Source organism: Pseudoalteromonas sp. SR45-1 (assembly GCF_014163655.1).
Lineage (GTDB): Bacteria > Pseudomonadota > Gammaproteobacteria > Enterobacterales > Alteromonadaceae > Pseudoalteromonas > Pseudoalteromonas distincta.
Window position 1 is genome coordinate 40286 of record NZ_JACJDR010000021.1, and the last position, 19202, is coordinate 59487.

A 19202-nucleotide genomic window follows, 5' to 3' on the forward strand; every position below is an offset into this window, starting at 1 on the left:
GTGTTACCGTTCCATGAAAATTATTATGTGGAATACTCTTAATTAAAGACTGGCGTAAAAGCCTATTTAGTTATTAACATAAAGGCGGTTTTTTGAGTAAGCTATAAGTAAGCCGAAGAGGGGTAAACTCGTTTTTGGACAAAAGCTCGTCAGAGTAAATAACCTAGAACCCCGCTTTCAGATAACTTCTCGTATCTCAAAACGTCAAAGACCACCGTTGTCAGCGGTGGTCGGTTTGCGCGGAACTGGACAGTTTCGAGCATGGTCGATTTTGGGAGTGAATTATTTTTTGCTGCAATACTGTATATTAATCCACGAAACACCATCACGAAACGATTTGTGCCACTTTCTTCCTGAGCAGTTCCCGAAAAGCAATAACAGCGGGGCTAACCTGCTCTCTGCTTGGACAGATTAGATTTAACTCAACAGGTGGTGATTCAAAGCCTGGTAAAAGCCGTACAAGTTGCCCACTCCGAAGTTCTGAATGGACATCTATCTGGGAGCGATACGCTATCCCTTTACCACTAACAGCCCATTTACGAACAATGTCAGTATCATTGCTGACTCGATTGCTATCCACTTTGACTTTGTATGAGCCAGAATGACCAGCGTATTCCCAACTGTTCAATAAGCGACCAGCTCGACGGTGCAATAAGCAATTATGCTCCTTTAAGCTGTTAGGATGCGTTAGCTCACCATGTTTAGATATATAGGATGGAGAGGCGCAGGTGATCCTGCTCATGGTGGCGATATGAAATGAAACCATCGATGAGTCTTCTAGCTTCCCATAACGAAGTGCCATATCAACTTGGTCGAGAAAAAAATCTGAAATTGAATCGCCAACCGTAAGGTCAATCGACAATAAAGGGTGTTCATCCAGTAACTCTTCTACCCAGTGTAAAAGAGTATTGCGCCCTAAGTCAGATGAAACGGACAACCTTAGCTTACCACTCACCTTACCTTGTGTCTGATGTGCAGCTATACGACCTTGCTCCAAACTGGCTAATGCCTGGCGACAATGAAACAGAAATTGTTCGCCTTGAGGTGTGATCCTTAATTGCCTTGTGGTTCTGATAAGTAGCTGTATATCCAACTTTTTTTCCAGTCTTTTAAGCGCAGAGCTGACTGCCGCAGGAGTGACACTCAGTTGTTTTGCGGTTTCCGTTATGCTGCCTGTGTCCACTATTCGTATGAATAGATTGAGATCTGATGTATTCATTATTAAATAATATTTAAAAGTGTTTGAACTATTGCTATCTTTTTAGTTTAGTAAAAATCGGGGACAATGTCTCTACCGTTATTAATTAACACCGTACATAAGTATTGGTGCCCCGAGAGGTAGATATGACCCAGCCATTACACACCGCGAACTTACTTGATCCTTCTTTAGAGCTCCCTTGTGGCGCAGTCATCAAAAACCGTCTAATAAAGTCAGCAATGTCTGACTCACTCGCTGACGGTGAAGGGAACCCTACTGAAGCTCAGTCTCGACTCTATGAACGATGGGCAGAGGGTGGTATTGGGTTATCCGTCATTGGTGAAGTGCAGGTAGATCCCAGGTTCCCTGAAAAACCAGGAAACCTGGTATTAACTAATCAATCCAACCTAAAAGATTTACAAATGTTAACCTCCCGCGCATCGATTAATGATGCCCACATATGGCCTCAGTTAGGTCATGCAGGAGGACTGGCTTACAAACTACTTAGCCAGCCCAAAGGTCCATCACCTCTTAAGATAAGTGAATTTGAATGTGCAGGTATGTCAGAGAAAGAAGTATCTTTATTGCCAGATGTGTATGCCAGAGCTGCGAAGATAGCTAAAAAAACAGGGTTCACAGGTGTTCAGATACATGCAGGTCATGGTTTTCTGCTTAGCCAATTTCTGTCTCCGCTATTCAATCACCGCAAAGACCAATATGGCGGTTCAATACAAGCACGTAGCAGAATCGTTATAGAGATAATAGAGAAAGTCCGAGATGCGGTGGGGGGGACTTTTCCTATTGGCATCAAGATGAACTCTTCTGATCAACTAGAAGGAGGATTATCTCAAGACGACGCTCTAGAAGTTATTCGCATCCTTAATAAAACGTCTATCGACTTGATTGAGATAAGCGGCGGTTCTTATTTTCCTGGAGCAAAATCCAGCTCTGACAGTGCTTCAAGCGGCCCGTACTTCATTGACTTTGCAATAAAGGCTAAAAGCTTAACAAGTATTCCTTTAGTAGTGACTGGCGGTTTTAAAAAACGGGAGCAGGTAATAGATGCCTTATCTATAAATGCAGCGGACTCCATTGGTCTTGGACGAGCATTGATACTCAGACCCGATTTGCCAAATGAATGGATAGATGGAGAAGGTGTTACTCCTCGCTTTCCAAAGTTTAAGTCACCACCTCAGGGGGGAATTACAGCCTGGTACACAATGCTTCTCACGGCGATAGCTAATGACAACGAAAGAGAGTTCAACTTAGAACTATTACCAGCGATTCAGGCCTATGAAAATCGTGACAAAGCGCGTGTTATGAGATGGCAGGCTAAGTATCAATTATAACCCAACACCTACACACCAAAAAACGCATCGTTATGCGTTTTTTGGGATCGCAATATCTGAAGTGCAATTTGCGTATCTATGGGAGACTCCGAGCACAGCCCCTCAATCGCCACCCATGAGGAAAAGTACTTCGATGTCACTGGCTCGATCTGCCACCGAGTAATCAAACTAACGCAGAAAGGGGCAGAAACGAGTTACGCTTGAATGACCGCTCATGGCACATAGCAGCCAATTAAACTTGGCAGTATTTTTATGTGGTTGGCTTCATAAAGCCTGTATTTGGTAACTTTATGCCATTATAAGCTTCAATATTATGCCAACTTACACTTCAATTGCTACGCTGTAGCCCAGTAAAAAGGTATGTTCTTATGCCAGTTTATGCTTCAAACAACACCACAACTTGTGACTTTTAACTGCCGAAAAGGCAGAGGCTGATTAGAGAGACCGCAACAAGCGCTGGGGTCTCTCTAATCGTTATAACCGTAGTTAAGATGAGTAATATCGTCCTTTTAGCTTATACCAGCAACTGTATTTATAAAGTAAATGAAGTACTTTATACTAAGTTTTAGTTAGTGTATTCAGCGATGTATGCCATCGCTCAATATTTCTAAAGTAACGAATAGGATTGGAGATATTTACATTTTACTAATCTATTAAATAGCGAAATTAGAAAGGTCGAGGAACATGCCTCGTATTACTTAATTAGAACGATTGAGGACAGTTAGAGAACTTTACAAGTATAACTTTAGCAACTAGTGAGAAAGTGGCTATGGATGATCATGCGGGCAATATATCGGAAAAAGATAAACTTGAGTTAACTCGAATCGCATACAAAGTGTTTTTAAACATAATGGATGCGTGGAGCATTAATACTAAGCAACAGCGAGTGCTTTTAGGGAGTCCTGAAATTAGTGAATTCGAATTATGGCAACAGGGTAATACTAAAGACATGAATCATGATGTAATCATGCGGATTTCTTACATAGTTGGGATTTACAAAGGGTTGGGCCTAATATTCAACGACCGTGTACAAGCTGATAAGTGGGTAAATAAACCCAACCAAGAGTTCAATGATAGGTCAGCTATAACCTTTATGTTAGAAGGTAATATAGAACAACTAAAGCGGGTTAGGGAGTTTGTTGATAATTCATATTGATGACTACTAGCGATAAAAGGTGATTAGTATTACTAATCCAATGGTGAATAATAGTTTTCATGCAGCCTGACTTACTAATGACAATCGTTAAAATTAATCTACGTGATTAAAATACTGATCTTTCAAATATTTCCATATAACCGTTAGTCGGCTTCGAGCGATAAGCGGTCATTAAGGTGAGTTGTCATTAACTTAGTAAGAATAAGAGGACACTTCCCTCTTTTCTACATGTTTATATAGGCTATAGAAAGTATAATGTTTATAGCTGGCAATAGTTTACGCTATTTGCTATTAATATAAGTTCATAAAATAAGGACGTTTTCGCGCTAAAATAGGGAAAGTGTCCTCTGATAAAGTTGTTAGCTATTTTAGTGTTCATCAGGGAGTGTAATGAATAACGATTATTATTGGTGGGGCTTAGAAGAGTCAACATTTAAAGGTGTACTATACGATTCAATAAATATGTATTTTCTTCATGAGCACCCATACAAAGATTGGAATGAGTTTGCGGAAGCAGATCCTCACATGGCATATGCTCACCTTACTTATGTTAGATTTGAAGCTCTTGAACAACAATTTGTTGATTTAAGAGTTATTCCACAAATGCTTGGTGTCGAAAATATTCCTTTAAAATCCTCAGTGAAAGATATAAACAGATATGACTGGTTAAAATCTATTGTGGATTTATCCCTGTTTAGATTTACAAGCCTAAGAGATATTGCATTTCATTTTGTAAATGAAGTTTTAGAACTTAACCTGCCAGATCACAAACTGAACATAAAACAACTTAAAAAAGTGCTCAAAGAAAATCACGCAGAAATTCTAGAGTATTTAAAAGTACTAGATCAAACAGGAATGCCGCTCCGGGAAGATCGAAATGAACGTGCACATAAGGGATTTTGTAATTTGTACACAGATGATGATCAAATGTTTAAAAACATGGCGTGGTCGGAGTCACCCAACTCAACAATAAGTGGTTATGATTTAGTCGCAACTTATGAAAATTCAAGAGAAAAAATATATAGTGTTGTGGTTAAAGAAGTTCAAGATGCTAATAGTGCTTGCATCAAACTAGTTGATGAACTTTATAGATATTACCGAGACAGGCATGACGCTCTATCCGTAAATTCTAGAAGTGGTGTTTCGCATCATTTTCATGATTACCATAGAGAAGATAGCTAACAACACGCCCTGAGGTGGACGACTAGTAAAATTTAGCTATTAACTGCAAACTTTAAAAGTGGTGAGCCTCTGCGTTTTAAGGCCGCTAAATACGTCGATTCATCGTAGGGTGTATTCGTTTTCCAACACCTAAATACAATCCTTATCCATTTAAATGCCAGTGATCTAATTATGCTGTTATGCGGCTTACCCTTGGCTTTTTGTTGCTCATAATACGCTTTAGCCCAAAACGAATAACGAATAGAAAAGCCTGCCCATTCTACAGATGTTTGCCTTAAAAAAGTGGGGCAACTATAACGCCAATGAGTCCACATTTTTTGGCCACTGCGCTCAATAACAGGCGCTATACCCGCGTACTTTTGAAGTTCTGCAGCATCATTATAACGCGCACGATTACTCCCAAAAGCAACAAGTAAACGTGGGGCGAGTTGTGGACCTGCACCGGGTAAGCTATCAAATATCTTTTTATCTTGCTGGGCTTTATAAGCCGATTTTATTGCTTTATCGAGCTTTTCAATACCTTTTAATAACACTTTAAATTGCGTAATAAGCACTTCAACGAGCATTTGATTAGGCACAATGACGCCTTCATCCAGAGTTAATGGCATTGAATTTTTAATACTGTCTAATCGTGCATTATTGACCGTGGAATAGTGTGAGTTATGACTCTCAAAAAAGTCGAGTAAAGTCTGTTTTCTTGCTTTTTTAACCGCAGTGAGTGACGGCCACTTCTGAATGAAGTCGCAGAATATATACGTGTCCTTTTCTTTAAACCATTCAAGTGCCTGCGGGTAATAATTTTTTAATGTCGCTGTTATTTTATTGGATAAATCGACACTGTCTTGCACTAAACTTCGGCGATATTCAACAAGCTGAGACAGCGTTCGCATAGCTGCTGACTCAGGCTCAATGACAGACAGCTTATCCATGTGTAACGTGAGAATTTCAACTTGTACAAAGGCATCTGATGGGTCATCTTTTGCGCCACTGGGCGTAAAAGCCTGGCGGTATTTAGCAACAGCACAAGGATTCACGGTAAATAAAGTAAGGTGGTCGTATTTAGCTAATGCATAAATAAGCGGGCCTTTTTTAAGCTCACAAACAATTGCTATTTTCTGCTCTGGATAACGCTGTTTAATATCCATAGCCCATTCATGCAACGCTTCAGGTGTGTGTTTAATAACGGTGTAATGATATTTATTAGTGCCTGTTGGGTGTTCACAAATATCATGTTTTTTATCGGCCCAATCCATGCCAATGAGTACAGCAAAATTATCAACGTTATATGCTTTCATTTTATAGCGCCTACGGTTAAAGTTAAGGACGGAATGTGCTTAAATCTCGTTTCTCGCAGGTCTTATAGATAGTCTTGGTCGGCAATCCCTGAGTATGCGTTTTGAAATCGAGGTGCTCTGTTGGCTCGAACGTCTTGTTAAAAACATTGGATGTTTGTCATTCAATATTCGTAACCAACAGAAGCATATTCCACTTAATATAATAGTCAGTTACTTTTAAATTAAGTGGCTTGGTCGAACTATAAGAACATTAAACGGAAAAAATACAGTTGGCTGTTTTCACTCCGTTCAACATTTTAGCCAAATATATTTTCCCGCTTATGTAAGCGTTGAGGCTGTAGAATTACTCTTTTTAGGAACGTATTCTACTATTTTAAATTGATTGTTTTTCAACCTTGAATCCATCCGTTCGCTGTGATCTAATAGATATTATTCACCCACGGTAAACTGTTATGGCTAACTACAAGCCTGACTTATCCTGTCAAAATAAATTCATTCCTATCAATTTCGCTGAGCAAATTTTGCCTGGCACCTTTGAATATGCCCTTTGTTATATCGTCGAAAATAAACTCGACTTGTCGGGCTTTGACGCGTGGTATAACAACGATAAAACGGGTGCCGCGGCGTATCCGCCTTCGGTAATGCTAAAGATTATTTTATTGGGTTATGCACATGGATTAATTAGTAGCCGCCGAATTGCGAAGGCGTGTGAGAATAATATTTTGTTTATGAGTGTGTCGGGGGATATTCAGCCGCATTACACATCAATAGCGGGTTTTGTGGCCAAAATGCATGAACAGATTGAACCACTATTTACGCAAGTATTGATGATATGCGATGAAGAAGGTTTGATAGGCCGCAATATGTTTGCCATTGATGGCTGTAAGTTAAAGTCGAATGCGAGTAAAGAATGGAGCGGCACATTCGATGAGCTAGGGCGTAAAAAAGCAAAACTAGAACGTGCGAGTAAACGTATTATTGAGCGTCACCAAGCGCAAGATGGGCTGGGCGAGGAGTTAATAACACAGGATTTAAAACAAAAAGAAAAGCTGGATAAAAGTGCAGATAAAATCACCGCGTTTTTAGCCACTCACAAAGAAAAAACAGGCAGTAAAGGCAAGCCAGTTAAAAGTAATATCACCGACCCCGACAGCGCGAAAATGACCACCTCAAAAGGCACAATCCAAGGCTACAACGGCATCGCGATTAATGACGATAAACACCAAGTTATCTTGCAAGCTCAAGCGTGGGGCTCAGTGGGTGAGCAACAAACCCTGCAGCCAGCGGTTAAACAATTAAAGCAGCAGCTCGATAAATTGAATACCGACAAATCAACAGACGAACACACGATTAAGTTCACCGCAGACAGTGGGTTTAACAGCGAAGCAAACCTTGACTACATGGCGAAAAGTGGGTTCGATACCTACATTGCGGATAATCAGTTTAGAAAACGAAATCCGCTGTTTAAAGACAGCGAAACATACGAAACAGCGCAAGAAAAACGTCGGCTCAAACGCAGTAAAGGCAAGCCACGATTATTTACCTCAGACGATTTTCATTATGATGAAACAACTCAAACCTGCCGCTGCCCCGCAGGTAGCGATATGTGGCGAAGTGGAATTAATGTAAAAAGTCACAATCAACAATACACGCGATTCTGTGGTTACTTAAAAGACTGTAAAACGTGCCCGCTACAACAGCAATGCATGCGAAAGCCACCCATAGAACGAGGCCGGCAAGTGCAGTTTATAAATAATGAATCACGCAAAAAGCTAAGCTATATCGACAAAATGAAAGTAAAAATAGACAGCCCCATAGGTCGACGACAATACAGTAAGCGATTAGGCTGCATAGAGCCAGTGTTCGGGAACATTACAGTGAACAAAGGCATGAATAAATTGACCTTACGGGGTCAAACGAAAGTGAACGCCCAATGGCAACTGTATTGCCTAATTCATAATATAGAAAAGCTGAGAAACACGATGCATTAAGAAAGGGAAGCCCTTATTACCTCAAATAAGCCACTCAAACACCTGCCATCTCTTCCAAAACGCCCATTAAAACAACACCAAGTCCTCTTTTTATATTTTTACGTGAAAGTCAGTTGACGATTGAATCAAAATAGGAACTCGGCTATGGTTAATGCATCAATAAAAATAAATTTAAAACGAGTTAATCTACAGGCTCGTTAGAATTACAATCAACCATGGATGAACTATGAAAAAATTACTATTAATTGTCGCATTAGCTACCTCAAACGTTTTCGCTGAAGAAACAAAAATTGTAGATCCTTTCGATTTATCTGCTTCAGCAACGAAAGTAAAAGAATTAGGTTTAATAACTAAACCTGAAGTTGATGCTTTAGAAGAAAAAGCTAAGTCACTTTTTAATGCTGGTGACTGTAAAGGTGCTATTCCTGTTTTAATTGACTATTCAAAAAAATCTAACTGGCTTGCCAATATGATTCAAGCTTCATTAGATCCTTATTATGGAGCCAGTTATGATGACAGAAAAGGATATTCATACGCGAAACTAAAACCATTAATACCTTTAGAGACAATGGCAAATGATTACAAAAAGAAAAGAAACATAGCTTTCGCAATGCAAGGAGAGTGTTTAGTTAAAGTAGGCGATGAGAAAGGCGCAATACCTGTACTTTTAAAAGCATTGGACTTAATTGATATAGATAATGATGTATGGTGGGAAAGGACACGAAACAATCTTTTAAAAGTAATAAAAGTTGAAGTAAAGTAATTCTAACAAGTGACTAAGGTTATGAGTGTTCGTAAATGGCACACAACTAAACTTGGCAGTATTTTTATGAGACTAGCTTTATAATGCTTATATTTGGTAACTTTATGCCATTATAAGCTTCAATATTATGCCAAGTTATACTTCACTTGCGGCGCTGTGGGTCAATAAAAGCAAGAGAGGTTATGTCAACTTATACTTCAAACAACAAAACGCTGGGGTCTTTTACTCTAAAATTTAATTATACCTTAACCTCATTCACTTTTCTTCGGCTAGCATAAAAACCATTAAAAACTACTTTAGTGGGGGAACTTTCTAATAATTATCAGGTACCTACTAACTTTTTAATTTTAGCATCCGCAATAAAATTCTCTGGTTAACAAAGTTTCTTACATGCTTTGAAAGTGTTAATAATTAATTACTTTTTCGTATTCTAAACTTTACTTTATCCGGTACAATAATTCAGTTAATTTAAATAAAAGTAGATGGAATTACTTTTTTTCACTACTTTCAAATGATTAGGTGAATATATGCTAAAAATACAAGGATGTTCAGCGGCGCTGCTATTTGTTGCGCTCGGAACAATTACTATAAATGATGCATTAGCTTCAACAGTTAGTTTTGAATACGATGCGAGGGGGCGCTTAAAAGTAGTAAAAGAAAGCGATACCAAACTCGTTACCTATAGTTATGACGATGCGGGTAACAGAACGTCTTCCGCAAATGCAAATACGCCTCCACCTCCGCCCCCAGAACCTGTGATTACTTCGTCATCAATTCCTAGTTCAGTGTCATCTGGTTCATTATTTACTGTATCGTGGACTTCGCAGAATACTTCTTATTGCAAAGTTACGGTTTCTGGGGATACGAGTTATTTTCCAACCCAACCAATTTCGGGGTCAGTAAGCTTAAGAATTTACGAAAACACCCCAATTAATATTACTTGTTATAGCTCTAGTGACTCTGCGAGTGTGACTAAAATAGTCAGGATTACAACTTCTGGTGGCCCAGGTGGCTTAAATTAGATCAAGGATGAGAAAAATGAAAATAAAAACGATTCTGGGTCTTGCATTATTAAGTGTAAGCCAGCCAAGTTTAGTCAATGCCGAAGAAACTATTCCAACAATTAAGCCACCAGTATCGATTACGGATATAAACTCGGTAAACTTAAATACAGGTTTATATCAAGTAAAACTGCCTGTTTTGAGCATTCCTGCTGCGCCTAATTTGACGTTTGAAAGCATGCCAAAGCTTGAGTCTAAAATAAATGTTATTCATTGGGTTTCTGAATTACCGAATGGGGGAAGAACCTCCGCTTCTCTATCTTATGGCGGTAGTCAATCTGATAACTTCACTTGCCAATCAGAGTGTGTTCCCGTTGTTAATAATGGCTCAGCATTAATTGGTGGGATTTATAGTACTCAGAAGTCTAGTACGTTCACATATATACAAGGCAAAAGTGGTGTAAAAATTCAATACACATCCAATTTGTCTTATGTTAATAGCCCTTCATCGTCAACTAAATCGGTTGACGGTACTTGGTATGCAACAAAAGTTTTTTATCCCGATGGCGAGGTACACACCTATGATTATGAAAAGTTCACAGATCCAAATATAAACCCTTATATAACTTTTCATCGATTATTGAGTATTGATTCAAATTTAGGTTACCAGCTTAAGTTTACTTATACGTCCAACTCACGAGATTATTTCGGTCAAGTAAATAACCCTTGGTATCAACTCACGTCTGCAAAAATTGTTAAGACAAGTTCGCCTTCTGTCGCAATTGCTCAGCATACATTCACAGAATCTACAGTCACAGATGCGAATGGTCGAACCTGGAATTACGGTAGCTATAGTAATGTTTTTGGTGGTACAGAAGAAGTGAGAGAGTTTGCCTTAAAATTACCAACAGATTCGCATAATTCAGTTAGTGTTTCGACTACGACTCAGCCTTATGGCAGCGGCACACAAAATTACTTTGTTTCTAAAGTCATTAAAGATGGTCAAACTTATAACTATGCTTATACACCTCCAACAGGAGGCGGTGTAAGGCCTGATAAAGAGTTTTCTAAAGTGGTTATAACGGGCCCAGAAAGCTATTCAAGAACAATTAACTTATCTATGTCTGGCAAACCGACTGATAGAAGAATGATGATTACCAGTGAGGTTAACGCACTGAATCAAACAACGCAGTATGGGTATGATGTAAATTATCGATTGAGTCGTGTTATTTACCCTGAAGGGAATAGCGAACGCTACACTTATGATGTGATAGGTAATATCACTGAAAAAAGAATGGAAGCAAAATCAAGTTCATCTGAATCAGATATTGTAACGACTGCCACATATAATGCTGGTGATTGTGATATTACAGAGTACACAGATTTACGATGCTTTAGACCTACCTCAATTACAGATCCGAATGGCAATACCACTAATTATACATTCGCAAGTCATGGTGGAATGCTCACTAAACTTGAGCCAGCGGATAAAAACAATAACCGCCGTTTGACTACTAATACGTGGCAAGAAATTAACGGTTTTACACGATTAAAGAGTACCAGTGTTTGTACTCAAAGTAATTGTTCTTTAGCAGATAAACAAGTTACAAGCTACACATACTGGGGGAATACAAACCTACCTAAAACAGTGACTAAAACCAATGGTGTAGGGGTATTAAAACAAGTAACAACCTATACCTATGACAATGCTGGTAGAGTAACGGTTGAAGATGGACCACTGGCAGGTACTGATGATGCAATTTATTATCGATATGACAATGCAGGTAGAAAAACTTGGGAAATTGGTGCAAAAAATCAGCGAGGGTATCGTGTCGCGCAGCGTTTCACGTATCGTAACGAAGATGACCAAGTTCGCATTGTTGAAACAGGTACGCTGACATCGCCTACAAGCACTTCGTTGAGTGTTTACAATACCGAAACAACTGCTTATAACACGAGAAATTTAGCGACTAAAAAAGAAATTAGCTCGCCATCAAAAAAAGAAGCCGTTACACAGTTTACTTACGACACACGAAATAGATTAATGTGTACAGCTATTCGCATGAACGCCTCTACATTCAATAGCCTCCCAAGCTCTGCTTGTTCACTTGCATCAGAAGGTGTCGATGGTCCAGACCGTATTACACGTAACTATTACGACAGGCTCTCTCGTTCAACAAAAGTCATCTCAGGGTATAACACACCAGATGCGGGTATCGATATTGAGATTGCGTATACAGCAAATGGTGAAATCTACACACGTAAAGATGGTGAAGGAAATGTCACTTATTATACGTATGATGGTTTTGACCGGTTAGAGCGTACGACATTTGAAGATAATACCTATGAGCAAAATAGCTATGATGCAAATAGTAATTTAAAAACATGGCGCAAACGGGACGGTAAAATACTTACACACTATTACGATGCGATAAATAAGAAAACGAAAACAACCGTGCCAGGTGAATCTACACTGTATTTTAACCATGATGGCATAGGGCGTGATAAAAGCGTAACTCGCGGTTCTAGTGTTGTCAGTTATGCCTATGACGAATTAAGTCGCCTGAAAAGTACAACCACTAATAATCGTACTTTAAGTTACCTTTATGACTTAGGCGATAGACGAACTCGGTTAACTCACCCCGGTGGTTTTTATGTCACTTATGCATTTGATGCTACAGGTGCCCTGACTTCAATAAAAGAAAATGGCAGTAACCTGCTTGCAAGTTACACTTATAACCCAAAAGGGCAATTGACGAGTATTTCTAGAGGAAATGGAAAATCTAGCTCTGTGGTTTACGACACAAAAGGACGCGTAAGCCAATTTAATCATACGGGTATCAATAACGCTAATTTCGTTTATAACTACGCAAATCAACTGAAATCGAAAACTGTTAGTAATAATAATTACCAGATTCAAATTCCAACTATTGGTGAGCAAGATTACTCCACGAATGATTTAAACCAATACACGAGTGTTGGTGGTAAAAGTTTAACCTATGATAATAACGGCAACTTAAAAAGTTATGATGGTTGGAGCTATAACTATAATGCGCATAACCGATTAACGTCTGCGTCTAAATCAGGTACCAGCTTAGCACTTGGCTATGATGCAACGGGGCGATTAAATTACTCAACACTCAATGGCACTAAAACAACCTTTTTATACGATGCAAACGAACTGGTTGCGGAATACAACAGCAGCGGTAGTCTATTACGTCGTTATGTTCATGGTATAGGCGAAGATGACCCGCTGGTGTGGTACGAAGGCAGTGGCACAGGCAACAAGCGCTATTTACACGCAGATGAGCGCGGCTCAATTATTAGTGAAACGAATGGCTCAGGTTCAATAATAGCAACACATAAATATGGCCCATTCGGTGAGCCGATTAATACCAGCTCATCGCGTTTCCGTTACACTGGGCAAATCTTAATCCCAGGTACTAAGCTTTATCACTACAAAGCACGGGTTTACAATCCGAAGCTGGGAAGGTTCTTGCAGACCGATCCGGTAGGGTATGAGGATCAAATGAACTTATACGCCTACGTTGGTAACGACCCAATCAACATGACTGATCCGACTGGTGAGTTTGGTATTCAGCTTGCTGCGTTTGCAATAGGAGCTGTTATAGGAGGAGCCGCAGAGTTAATAACAAATGATAACGCCTCTTTTTCTTCTGTTGCTCGTGCGGCAGGAATCGGCGGAGCTGTAGGATTAGCATCATCCTTAGGTGGTGGTGTAGTTTCTTCAGCAATTCTTGGGGGAGCAGCTAACGCCGGTGGCGAAATGGCCAACCAGATAGCTACAGGTGATTTCGATGGAGCAAAAGTTGCAACAGCTGGAGTCACAGGGTTAGTCGGTGGGGCGCTGGGTAAGCAAGTCGCCAATGGTGTTAAAAATGCGTTAACTAAAGGCCTACCAAATAATAGCGTAACAAATGCATCACATAATATGACGCAATCTTCTTCTCAGCGCATACTTGCGGACTCTCAATCTTTAACCAATGCAGCTAGTAAGTCTACTGCGGCAGAAATGCAGGTAGGGGCTGGGTATAGTGCAGGCTCTGCGGCTGGGATGGCCGCGGCTGATAAAGTGTGTGAAAAGTCTTCAGGGTGTTAGTTATGACGTCTCTTAAATTTACAGACGCAAAAAATGAAAAGGCACGAAAGCTAAGAGTTTTGGCTCATGCAATGAATGTTTTTATTGTTACTTTCACTTTTACTTTATTGCTTAACTATGTTGGTTCTGAGATGGGAGTTGATGTGAACAAACCCCTTAAGGAATATGATGGCTATACGGTAAGCATTGGATTAGCAATCATGTTGTTTGGTTTCATAGCCCTCTATGCTATTTCTTTTAAAATTCTAGGTTGGATATTTAGCCGGTTTAGAATTTAATAAATATATAAAAAACAAATACAGCTCCCCCAAAGCCCTGCACGCGTGCGGGGCTTTTTTTAGCAGCCTATGTCCTTAGTGGCCGAAGAAACGCTTGTTTCGCGTTGTGTTTTAAGATCAGGCTATCAAGCAGCTCTCGGGCAATATGTACTTCGTTATCATCAAAATCATTCAGGGCTTCAAATTGTCGTTTAAGCTCATCCCTTGGGTTGCGCTCGTCTTTATCAAAAACAAGCAGATCTGCACTCACAGCCAGCGCAATAGCCAGCTTACGCAACACATCCAAAGTGGGCTGCGTATTGCCGCTCTCATAGCGCCTAATTTGACTAACATGGACTTGAATAGCGTCAGCCAACACCTGCTGGGTCATGCCACGTTCTTTGCGTAACGATTCAAGGCGTTCAGGAAAAGCCATTTCCAATAACTCACAATTAACTGTCTGAACCATTACTATAACCCCGTGTGCAAACCTGCTTGATTAAAGATAGCATATATGCCTTTATAAAAAAGTAAATATGCTTCTTGACAGGTTTTTGGAGAATAGGTGATGGCACGGCTTAAAGATGAACTGATCGAACGCATTAAAAGCGAAGTAAGCTTATTTCGTTTGGTTGAGTCTCAAGGTCATAAACTGGTCAGTCACGGCAAAGACAAAGCGATTAAATGTCCGTTCCATGACGATAAAACCGCGAGCTTAGTCATTAGCGATAACAATCTATTTAATTGCTTGGGCTGCGGTGAAGCAGGCTCAGTGATTGATTGGGTGATGAAAACTCAAGGGGTGAGCTTCCGCTTTGCCTGTGAACTGCTGCAAAAAGACATCGGCGTGATAGCGGACAGCGGCACCCACACCGTCAGACAAAACACCGCCACCAAACTCACTTCCCCCTTAGCCGCCAACAGCGATAACCAAACGGCGCTGAAACAGGTGATTGATTACTACCATGAGACCTTAAAGCAAGAAGCGGAAGTGCAAGCATACCTTGCCAGTCGAGGCCTTGATTGTCCTAAGCTCATTAACGCATTTAAGTTAGGTTACGCTAATCGTACGCTGGGTTACCGCTTGCCTGAAAAGAACCGCAAAGCCGGGGCTGAGCTTAGAGGCCAACTGCAAGACATCGGCATACTGCGCCAAAGTGGCCATGAGCATTTTAACGGCTCGTTGGTGGTGCCTGTCATCAATCATCAAGGCCAAATTCTTGAGGTGTATGGTCGTAAAATCCACGGCTCCCGCCTTCGAAAAGGCACGGCTCAGCATCTGTACTTGCCCGGTGAGCATCGGGGGGTGTTTAACGAAGCCGAGCTTGTTACCCAAAGCCAGTTACCGACGCCCAACAAAGTTGTCATTCTCTGTGAGGCACTGATAGACGCCTTAACTTTCTACCGTTACGGCTTTACCAATGTCACTTCGAGCTACGGCACCAACGGCTTTACCGATGGGCATTTAGCGCTGTTTAACCAACTGGGTATTACCACCATCTTAGTCGCTTATGATAACGACGAGGCAGGCAATAAGGCCGCCGACGCCTTAGCCAAAATGCTTATTCCCCAAGGCTTTGAGTTATACCGGGTGCATGTGCCAAAAGGCATGGATGTGAATCAATATGCCTGTCAGGTAACGCCTGCGGCAAAAAGTTTAAGCCTTATCTTGCGCCAAGCCCGCTGGATGTCGATTGACGGGCAAACGAACGGCCGAATACAGGTAAAACCTTCCCCCTTAGCCGCTGAGTTGAGTGAGCCAGTGGCAGAGGATGAGTTGAATAACGCTGAACCCTCTACCTTCAAAGAACCCGCCCCTGAGTCGCTTACGCCTGCAAACAGGCAAGAGACGGAGGTTGTAGATACACCTGAACCAACAATTACCCCAGCGGAAGTGACCCAAGTGATGCCCGTGCCGGACAGTCCTGCCTTGTCCATTAACGCTCAGGTGACCGAGCAGGAAGTCAATCTAAGCCTCGGCGACAGGCATTACCGCATTCGTGGTCTTGAGCGCAATGTGGGATTAGAGCAGCTCAAAGTAAACCTGTTGGTCAAACAAAATGATGAAGCCGTTAACGCTGGCAGCTTCCATATCGATACCTTCGATTTATACGCCAGTAAAGCACGGTTCCACTTCATCAAACAGGCAGGCCTAGAGCTGGGCGTGAACGCCAATCTTATTAAAGCAGAGCTGGGCAAGGTACTGGTTGCCCTAGAGCAAATACAGGCTAAACAACTGCAAGAGGTGTTGGAAACTGACAGCGCCGAGTCGGTCATGAGCGACGAAGACAGGATGAAGGCCATCGCCTTCTTAAAGCAGCCCAATCTCCTTAGCTGCATCGTGGAGGACTTCGAGGCCTGCGGTATCATCGGCGAGCGAGTCAATACCTTAACGGGGTATCTGGCCGGGGTCTCCCGTAAGTTGCCGAAACCCCTAGCGGTGATGGTACAAAGTACCTCAGCGGCGGGTAAATCCTCGCTTATGGATGCGGTGCTGAACTTCATGCCCAAGGAAGAACGGGTGCAATACTCGGCGATGACAGGCCAGTCGCTGTACTATATGGGCGAGACCAACTTAAAACATAAAATCCTAGCCGTATCGGAAGAAGAAGGCGCAGACAACGCCGCTTATGCGTTAAAGCTGCTGCAAAGTGAAGGAGAAGTCACCATCGCCAGTACGGGTAAAAACCCCGCGACAGGCAATCTGGAGACTCAAGAGTACCGGGTGGAAGGCCCTGTGATGCTCTTGATGACCACAACGGCTATCGACATCGATGAAGAGCTGATGAACCGCTGTTTAGTGCTCAGCGTCAATGAAAGCCGGGAGCAAACCCAAGCTATCCATGCCATCCAGCGTCAAAAGCGCACCTTAAGCGGCCTTGTGGCCAGCGTTGAAAAGCAGCATACAATCACCTTACACCAACACGCCCAACGCCTGTTAAAGCCCCTTGCGGTGGTGAACCCCTATGCAGAGCAACTCAGCTTCCTAGACAATCAAACCCGCACCCGACGTGACCACGAAAAGTATCTCACGCTGATTGACAGCATTGCCTTGTTGCATCAACACCAACGCCCCATCAAACAAGTCCAAGGCATCGACTATGTGGAGGTTAGTTTAGAGGCATCGCCTTGGCCAATCAGCTTGCCGGGGAAGTGTTGGGGCGCACGCTGGATGAGCTGCCACCGCAAACCCGTCGCCTGTTGGCGGTTATCCATCACATGGTTAAAGGCCATGCCGACGCCCACAACATCAGTCAACGTGATGTGCGCTTTACCCGCAAAGACATTCGGGCTTACAGCCATTGGGGCAACACCCAGTTAAAAGTCCACTGTCAGCGCTTAGAAGACATGGAATACCTGATCATCCATCGGGGCGGCCGAGGGATGCCACTGGTGTATGAGCTGGCATGGCAGGGAGAAGGACAAGATGAGCAGAGTCACAATCAGCCGTTCCTGATGGGCTTGGTCAACCCTGAAAAGTTAGGGTATGACGCCAAGGGGTCGGCCTTACATAGCCTGCTGTCGGCCAGCGGCCGGGGGCAAGTCGATACACAGTCGGTAGGTGGTCAGGCGGCTCCTATCACCTTACAGGCCACAGCGCATAAGGCTTCTTCCTTAGCCGCTCATACACAGCGTAAAAATGATAAGGTTAATGGCACCGCCGCGCATCCTAACCCGAGTGCATCCTACTCTCATTCCCCTGCCATGACGGCAGAAGGAGGCCATGCATGAGTAAGTTAACCGGGCGTGTGGTCACGCGATTCTTAAGCAGTCGGGAGAACATGGGCAGAGCGGCCTTACCGGAGGTGGTCGGGGATTTAGACGATGCAGAAAGCTTCGCCAGTCACTTGATACGCTTTTACGAATGGTGCCATATCCAACAATACACCAAAGCCACTATCCGCAGCTGGAAAGCCGTGTTACGCCAGTTTACTCAGTGGTGTTTGGACAGAGGCTTGGAGCAGCCGAAACAAGTCACGTACCCCATTCTGACTCAATATCAAAAGCACCTGTATTACTACCGTAAGAAAAATGGCGATCCGCTCTCATCTTACAGCCAACATGCTCGCCTTGCGCCGCTTAAGACCTTCTTTAGCTGGCTGACCCGAGAGCATTACATCCTGTTTAACCCGGCCAGTGAGCTGCAACTGCCTAAAAAACAACGGGCGTTGCCACGCGCCATTCTAAGCTTGCAGGAAGTGGACAGTTTGCTAAGTCAGACCGACGTTAACGATATCTACGGCTTGCGCGACAGAGCCATGATGGAAGTCCTGTACTCAACGGGGATAAGACGAATGGAAATCGTGAACTTGACCATCCACGATGTGGCGTATCACTTAGGTACGTTATTTATCCGTCAAGGCAAGGGACAAAAAGACCGAGTGGTGCCGATTGGTGATCGCGCCTTGGCGTGGCTCAGAAAATATCAGATGGATGTGCGTCCCTTACTGGTGATGGGGGATGACAACACGACGTTATTCTTAAATCAATACGGCGAGTCAATGAGCATGGACGCCTTCTCATTGCGGGTTAAACGCTATATGCAACTGGCAGGCATCGACAAACCCGGCAGTTGCCATCTGTTCAGGCATTCGATGGCCACCCACATGCTGGAGAACGGCGCGGACATCCGTTACATCCAAGAGCAGTTAGGCCATGCGAAACTGGACACGACCCAAATCTACACCCAAGTGAGTATTAAAAAGCTCAAGGCTATCCGTGAGGCTACGCACCCGGCCAAATTTAAATCCGGCGATGTGCCGGAGGAAGGCTTAAGTATCGATGCTCACGACCTATTAGATGCTTTAGCCTATGAGGCTGAGCAAGAGCCAGAGGAATAAGTCGACAAAATACGCCATTGGCGTATAATGCGCTATTATTATGATAATC

At 42.4% G+C, this 19202-nt stretch carries 13 protein-coding genes; 10 read left to right on the plus strand and 3 right to left on the minus strand.

The features are described from left to right. Positions 1-325 precede the first annotated feature (325 nt). Complete coding sequence (locus H5089_RS18045; RefSeq protein ID WP_182712801.1) at positions 326-1219, minus strand: LysR family transcriptional regulator; 894 nt, start codon at positions 1217-1219, stop codon at positions 326-328. A gap of 125 nt (positions 1220-1344) precedes the next feature. Here H5089_RS18045 and H5089_RS18050 point away from each other — a divergent pair, with 125 nt between their 5' ends. From H5089_RS18050 to H5089_RS18060, 3 genes are all read left to right on the plus strand, one after another. Next, the gene (locus H5089_RS18050; protein ID WP_182712802.1) at positions 1345-2547 is read left to right on the plus strand and encodes an NADH:flavin oxidoreductase/NADH oxidase family protein; all 1203 of its coding nucleotides are present in this window, start codon (positions 1345-1347) and stop codon (positions 2545-2547) included. A 769-nt stretch (positions 2548-3316) separates the two neighbouring features. Further along, on the plus strand, positions 3317-3703 hold the full coding sequence (locus H5089_RS18055) for an antitoxin Xre/MbcA/ParS toxin-binding domain-containing protein (protein ID WP_182712803.1): 387 nt from the start codon (positions 3317-3319) through the stop codon (positions 3701-3703). Between the two features lie 390 nt (positions 3704-4093). After that, on the plus strand, positions 4094-4885 hold the full coding sequence (locus H5089_RS18060; protein ID WP_182712804.1) for a Cthe_2314 family HEPN domain-containing protein: 792 nt from the start codon (positions 4094-4096) through the stop codon (positions 4883-4885). A gap of 32 nt (positions 4886-4917) precedes the next feature. Here the strand turns inward: H5089_RS18060 and H5089_RS18065 are convergent, their stop codons facing one another. Next, positions 4918-6180 carry an IS110 family transposase gene (locus tag H5089_RS18065; protein WP_182712805.1) on the minus strand — a complete coding sequence of 421 codons (1263 nt, stop codon included), beginning with the start codon at positions 6178-6180 and terminating at the stop codon, positions 4918-4920. Positions 6181-6632: 452 nt separating this feature from the next. Between H5089_RS18065 and H5089_RS18070 the strand changes: the two genes are divergently transcribed. The 5 genes from H5089_RS18070 (at position 6633) to H5089_RS18090 (ending at position 14333) form a co-directional block, all read left to right on the plus strand. Then, the gene (locus H5089_RS18070) at positions 6633-8171 is read left to right on the plus strand and encodes a transposase (RefSeq protein WP_182712806.1); all 1539 of its coding nucleotides are present in this window, start codon (positions 6633-6635) and stop codon (positions 8169-8171) included. 226 nt (positions 8172-8397) lie between these two features. Then, positions 8398-8934 (plus strand): hypothetical protein, encoded by a 537-nt coding sequence (locus H5089_RS18075; RefSeq protein ID WP_182712807.1) that lies wholly within the window; start codon positions 8398-8400, stop codon positions 8932-8934. A 527-nt stretch (positions 8935-9461) separates the two neighbouring features. Further along, on the plus strand, positions 9462-9956 hold the full coding sequence (locus H5089_RS18080) for an RHS repeat domain-containing protein (RefSeq protein WP_182712808.1): 495 nt from the start codon (positions 9462-9464) through the stop codon (positions 9954-9956). Between the two features lie 16 nt (positions 9957-9972). Further along, positions 9973-14055, plus strand: a complete 4083-nt coding sequence (locus H5089_RS18085; protein ID WP_220486997.1) for an RHS repeat-associated core domain-containing protein — start codon at positions 9973-9975, stop codon at positions 14053-14055. A 2-nt stretch (positions 14056-14057) separates the two neighbouring features. Continuing rightward, a complete protein-coding gene (locus H5089_RS18090; RefSeq protein WP_182712810.1) occupies positions 14058-14333 on the plus strand; it encodes a hypothetical protein in 276 nt (91 codons plus the stop codon). Between the two features lie 67 nt (positions 14334-14400). Here the strand turns inward: H5089_RS18090 and H5089_RS18095 are convergent, their stop codons facing one another. After that, a complete protein-coding gene (locus H5089_RS18095) occupies positions 14401-14781 on the minus strand; it encodes a helix-turn-helix domain-containing protein (protein WP_220486998.1) in 381 nt (126 codons plus the stop codon). A gap of 99 nt (positions 14782-14880) precedes the next feature. Here H5089_RS18095 and H5089_RS18100 point away from each other — a divergent pair, with 99 nt between their 5' ends. Both H5089_RS18100 and xerC read left to right on the plus strand, forming a co-directional pair. After that, entirely contained in the window at positions 14881-17634 is a 2754-nt protein-coding gene (locus tag H5089_RS18100; RefSeq protein WP_220486999.1) for a DNA primase, read from the plus strand. 406 nt (positions 17635-18040) lie between these two features. Further along, positions 18041-19153 (plus strand): site-specific tyrosine recombinase XerC, encoded by a 1113-nt coding sequence (gene xerC / locus H5089_RS18105; RefSeq protein ID WP_220487000.1) that lies wholly within the window; start codon positions 18041-18043, stop codon positions 19151-19153. The last annotated feature ends 49 nt before the right edge of the window (positions 19154-19202 follow it).

Excerpts from the sequence above, each read along its gene's own strand:
- H5089_RS18075 (WP_182712807.1), top strand. The coding sequence starts at position 8,398 with ATGAAAAAATTACTATTAATTGTCGCATTAGCTACCTCAAACGTTTTC.
- H5089_RS18050 (WP_182712802.1), top strand. The coding sequence starts at position 1,345 with ATGACCCAGCCATTACACACCGCGAACTTACTTGATCCTTCTTTAGAG.
- H5089_RS18080 (WP_182712808.1), top strand. The coding sequence starts at position 9,462 with ATGCTAAAAATACAAGGATGTTCAGCGGCGCTGCTATTTGTTGCGCTC.
- xerC (WP_220487000.1), top strand. The coding sequence starts at position 18,041 with ATGAGTAAGTTAACCGGGCGTGTGGTCACGCGATTCTTAAGCAGTCGG.
- H5089_RS18060 (WP_182712804.1), top strand. The coding sequence starts at position 4,094 with ATGAATAACGATTATTATTGGTGGGGCTTAGAAGAGTCAACATTTAAA.
- H5089_RS18070 (WP_182712806.1), top strand. The coding sequence starts at position 6,633 with ATGGCTAACTACAAGCCTGACTTATCCTGTCAAAATAAATTCATTCCT.
- H5089_RS18065 (WP_182712805.1), bottom strand. The coding sequence starts at position 6,180 with ATGAAAGCATATAACGTTGATAATTTTGCTGTACTCATTGGCATGGAT.
- H5089_RS18055 (WP_182712803.1), top strand. The coding sequence starts at position 3,317 with ATGGATGATCATGCGGGCAATATATCGGAAAAAGATAAACTTGAGTTA.
- H5089_RS18095 (WP_220486998.1), bottom strand. The coding sequence starts at position 14,781 with ATGGTTCAGACAGTTAATTGTGAGTTATTGGAAATGGCTTTTCCTGAA.
- H5089_RS18045 (WP_182712801.1), bottom strand. The coding sequence starts at position 1,219 with ATGAATACATCAGATCTCAATCTATTCATACGAATAGTGGACACAGGC.
- H5089_RS18090 (WP_182712810.1), top strand. The coding sequence starts at position 14,058 with ATGACGTCTCTTAAATTTACAGACGCAAAAAATGAAAAGGCACGAAAG.
- H5089_RS18085 (WP_220486997.1), top strand. The coding sequence starts at position 9,973 with ATGAAAATAAAAACGATTCTGGGTCTTGCATTATTAAGTGTAAGCCAG.
- H5089_RS18100 (WP_220486999.1), top strand. The coding sequence starts at position 14,881 with ATGGCACGGCTTAAAGATGAACTGATCGAACGCATTAAAAGCGAAGTA.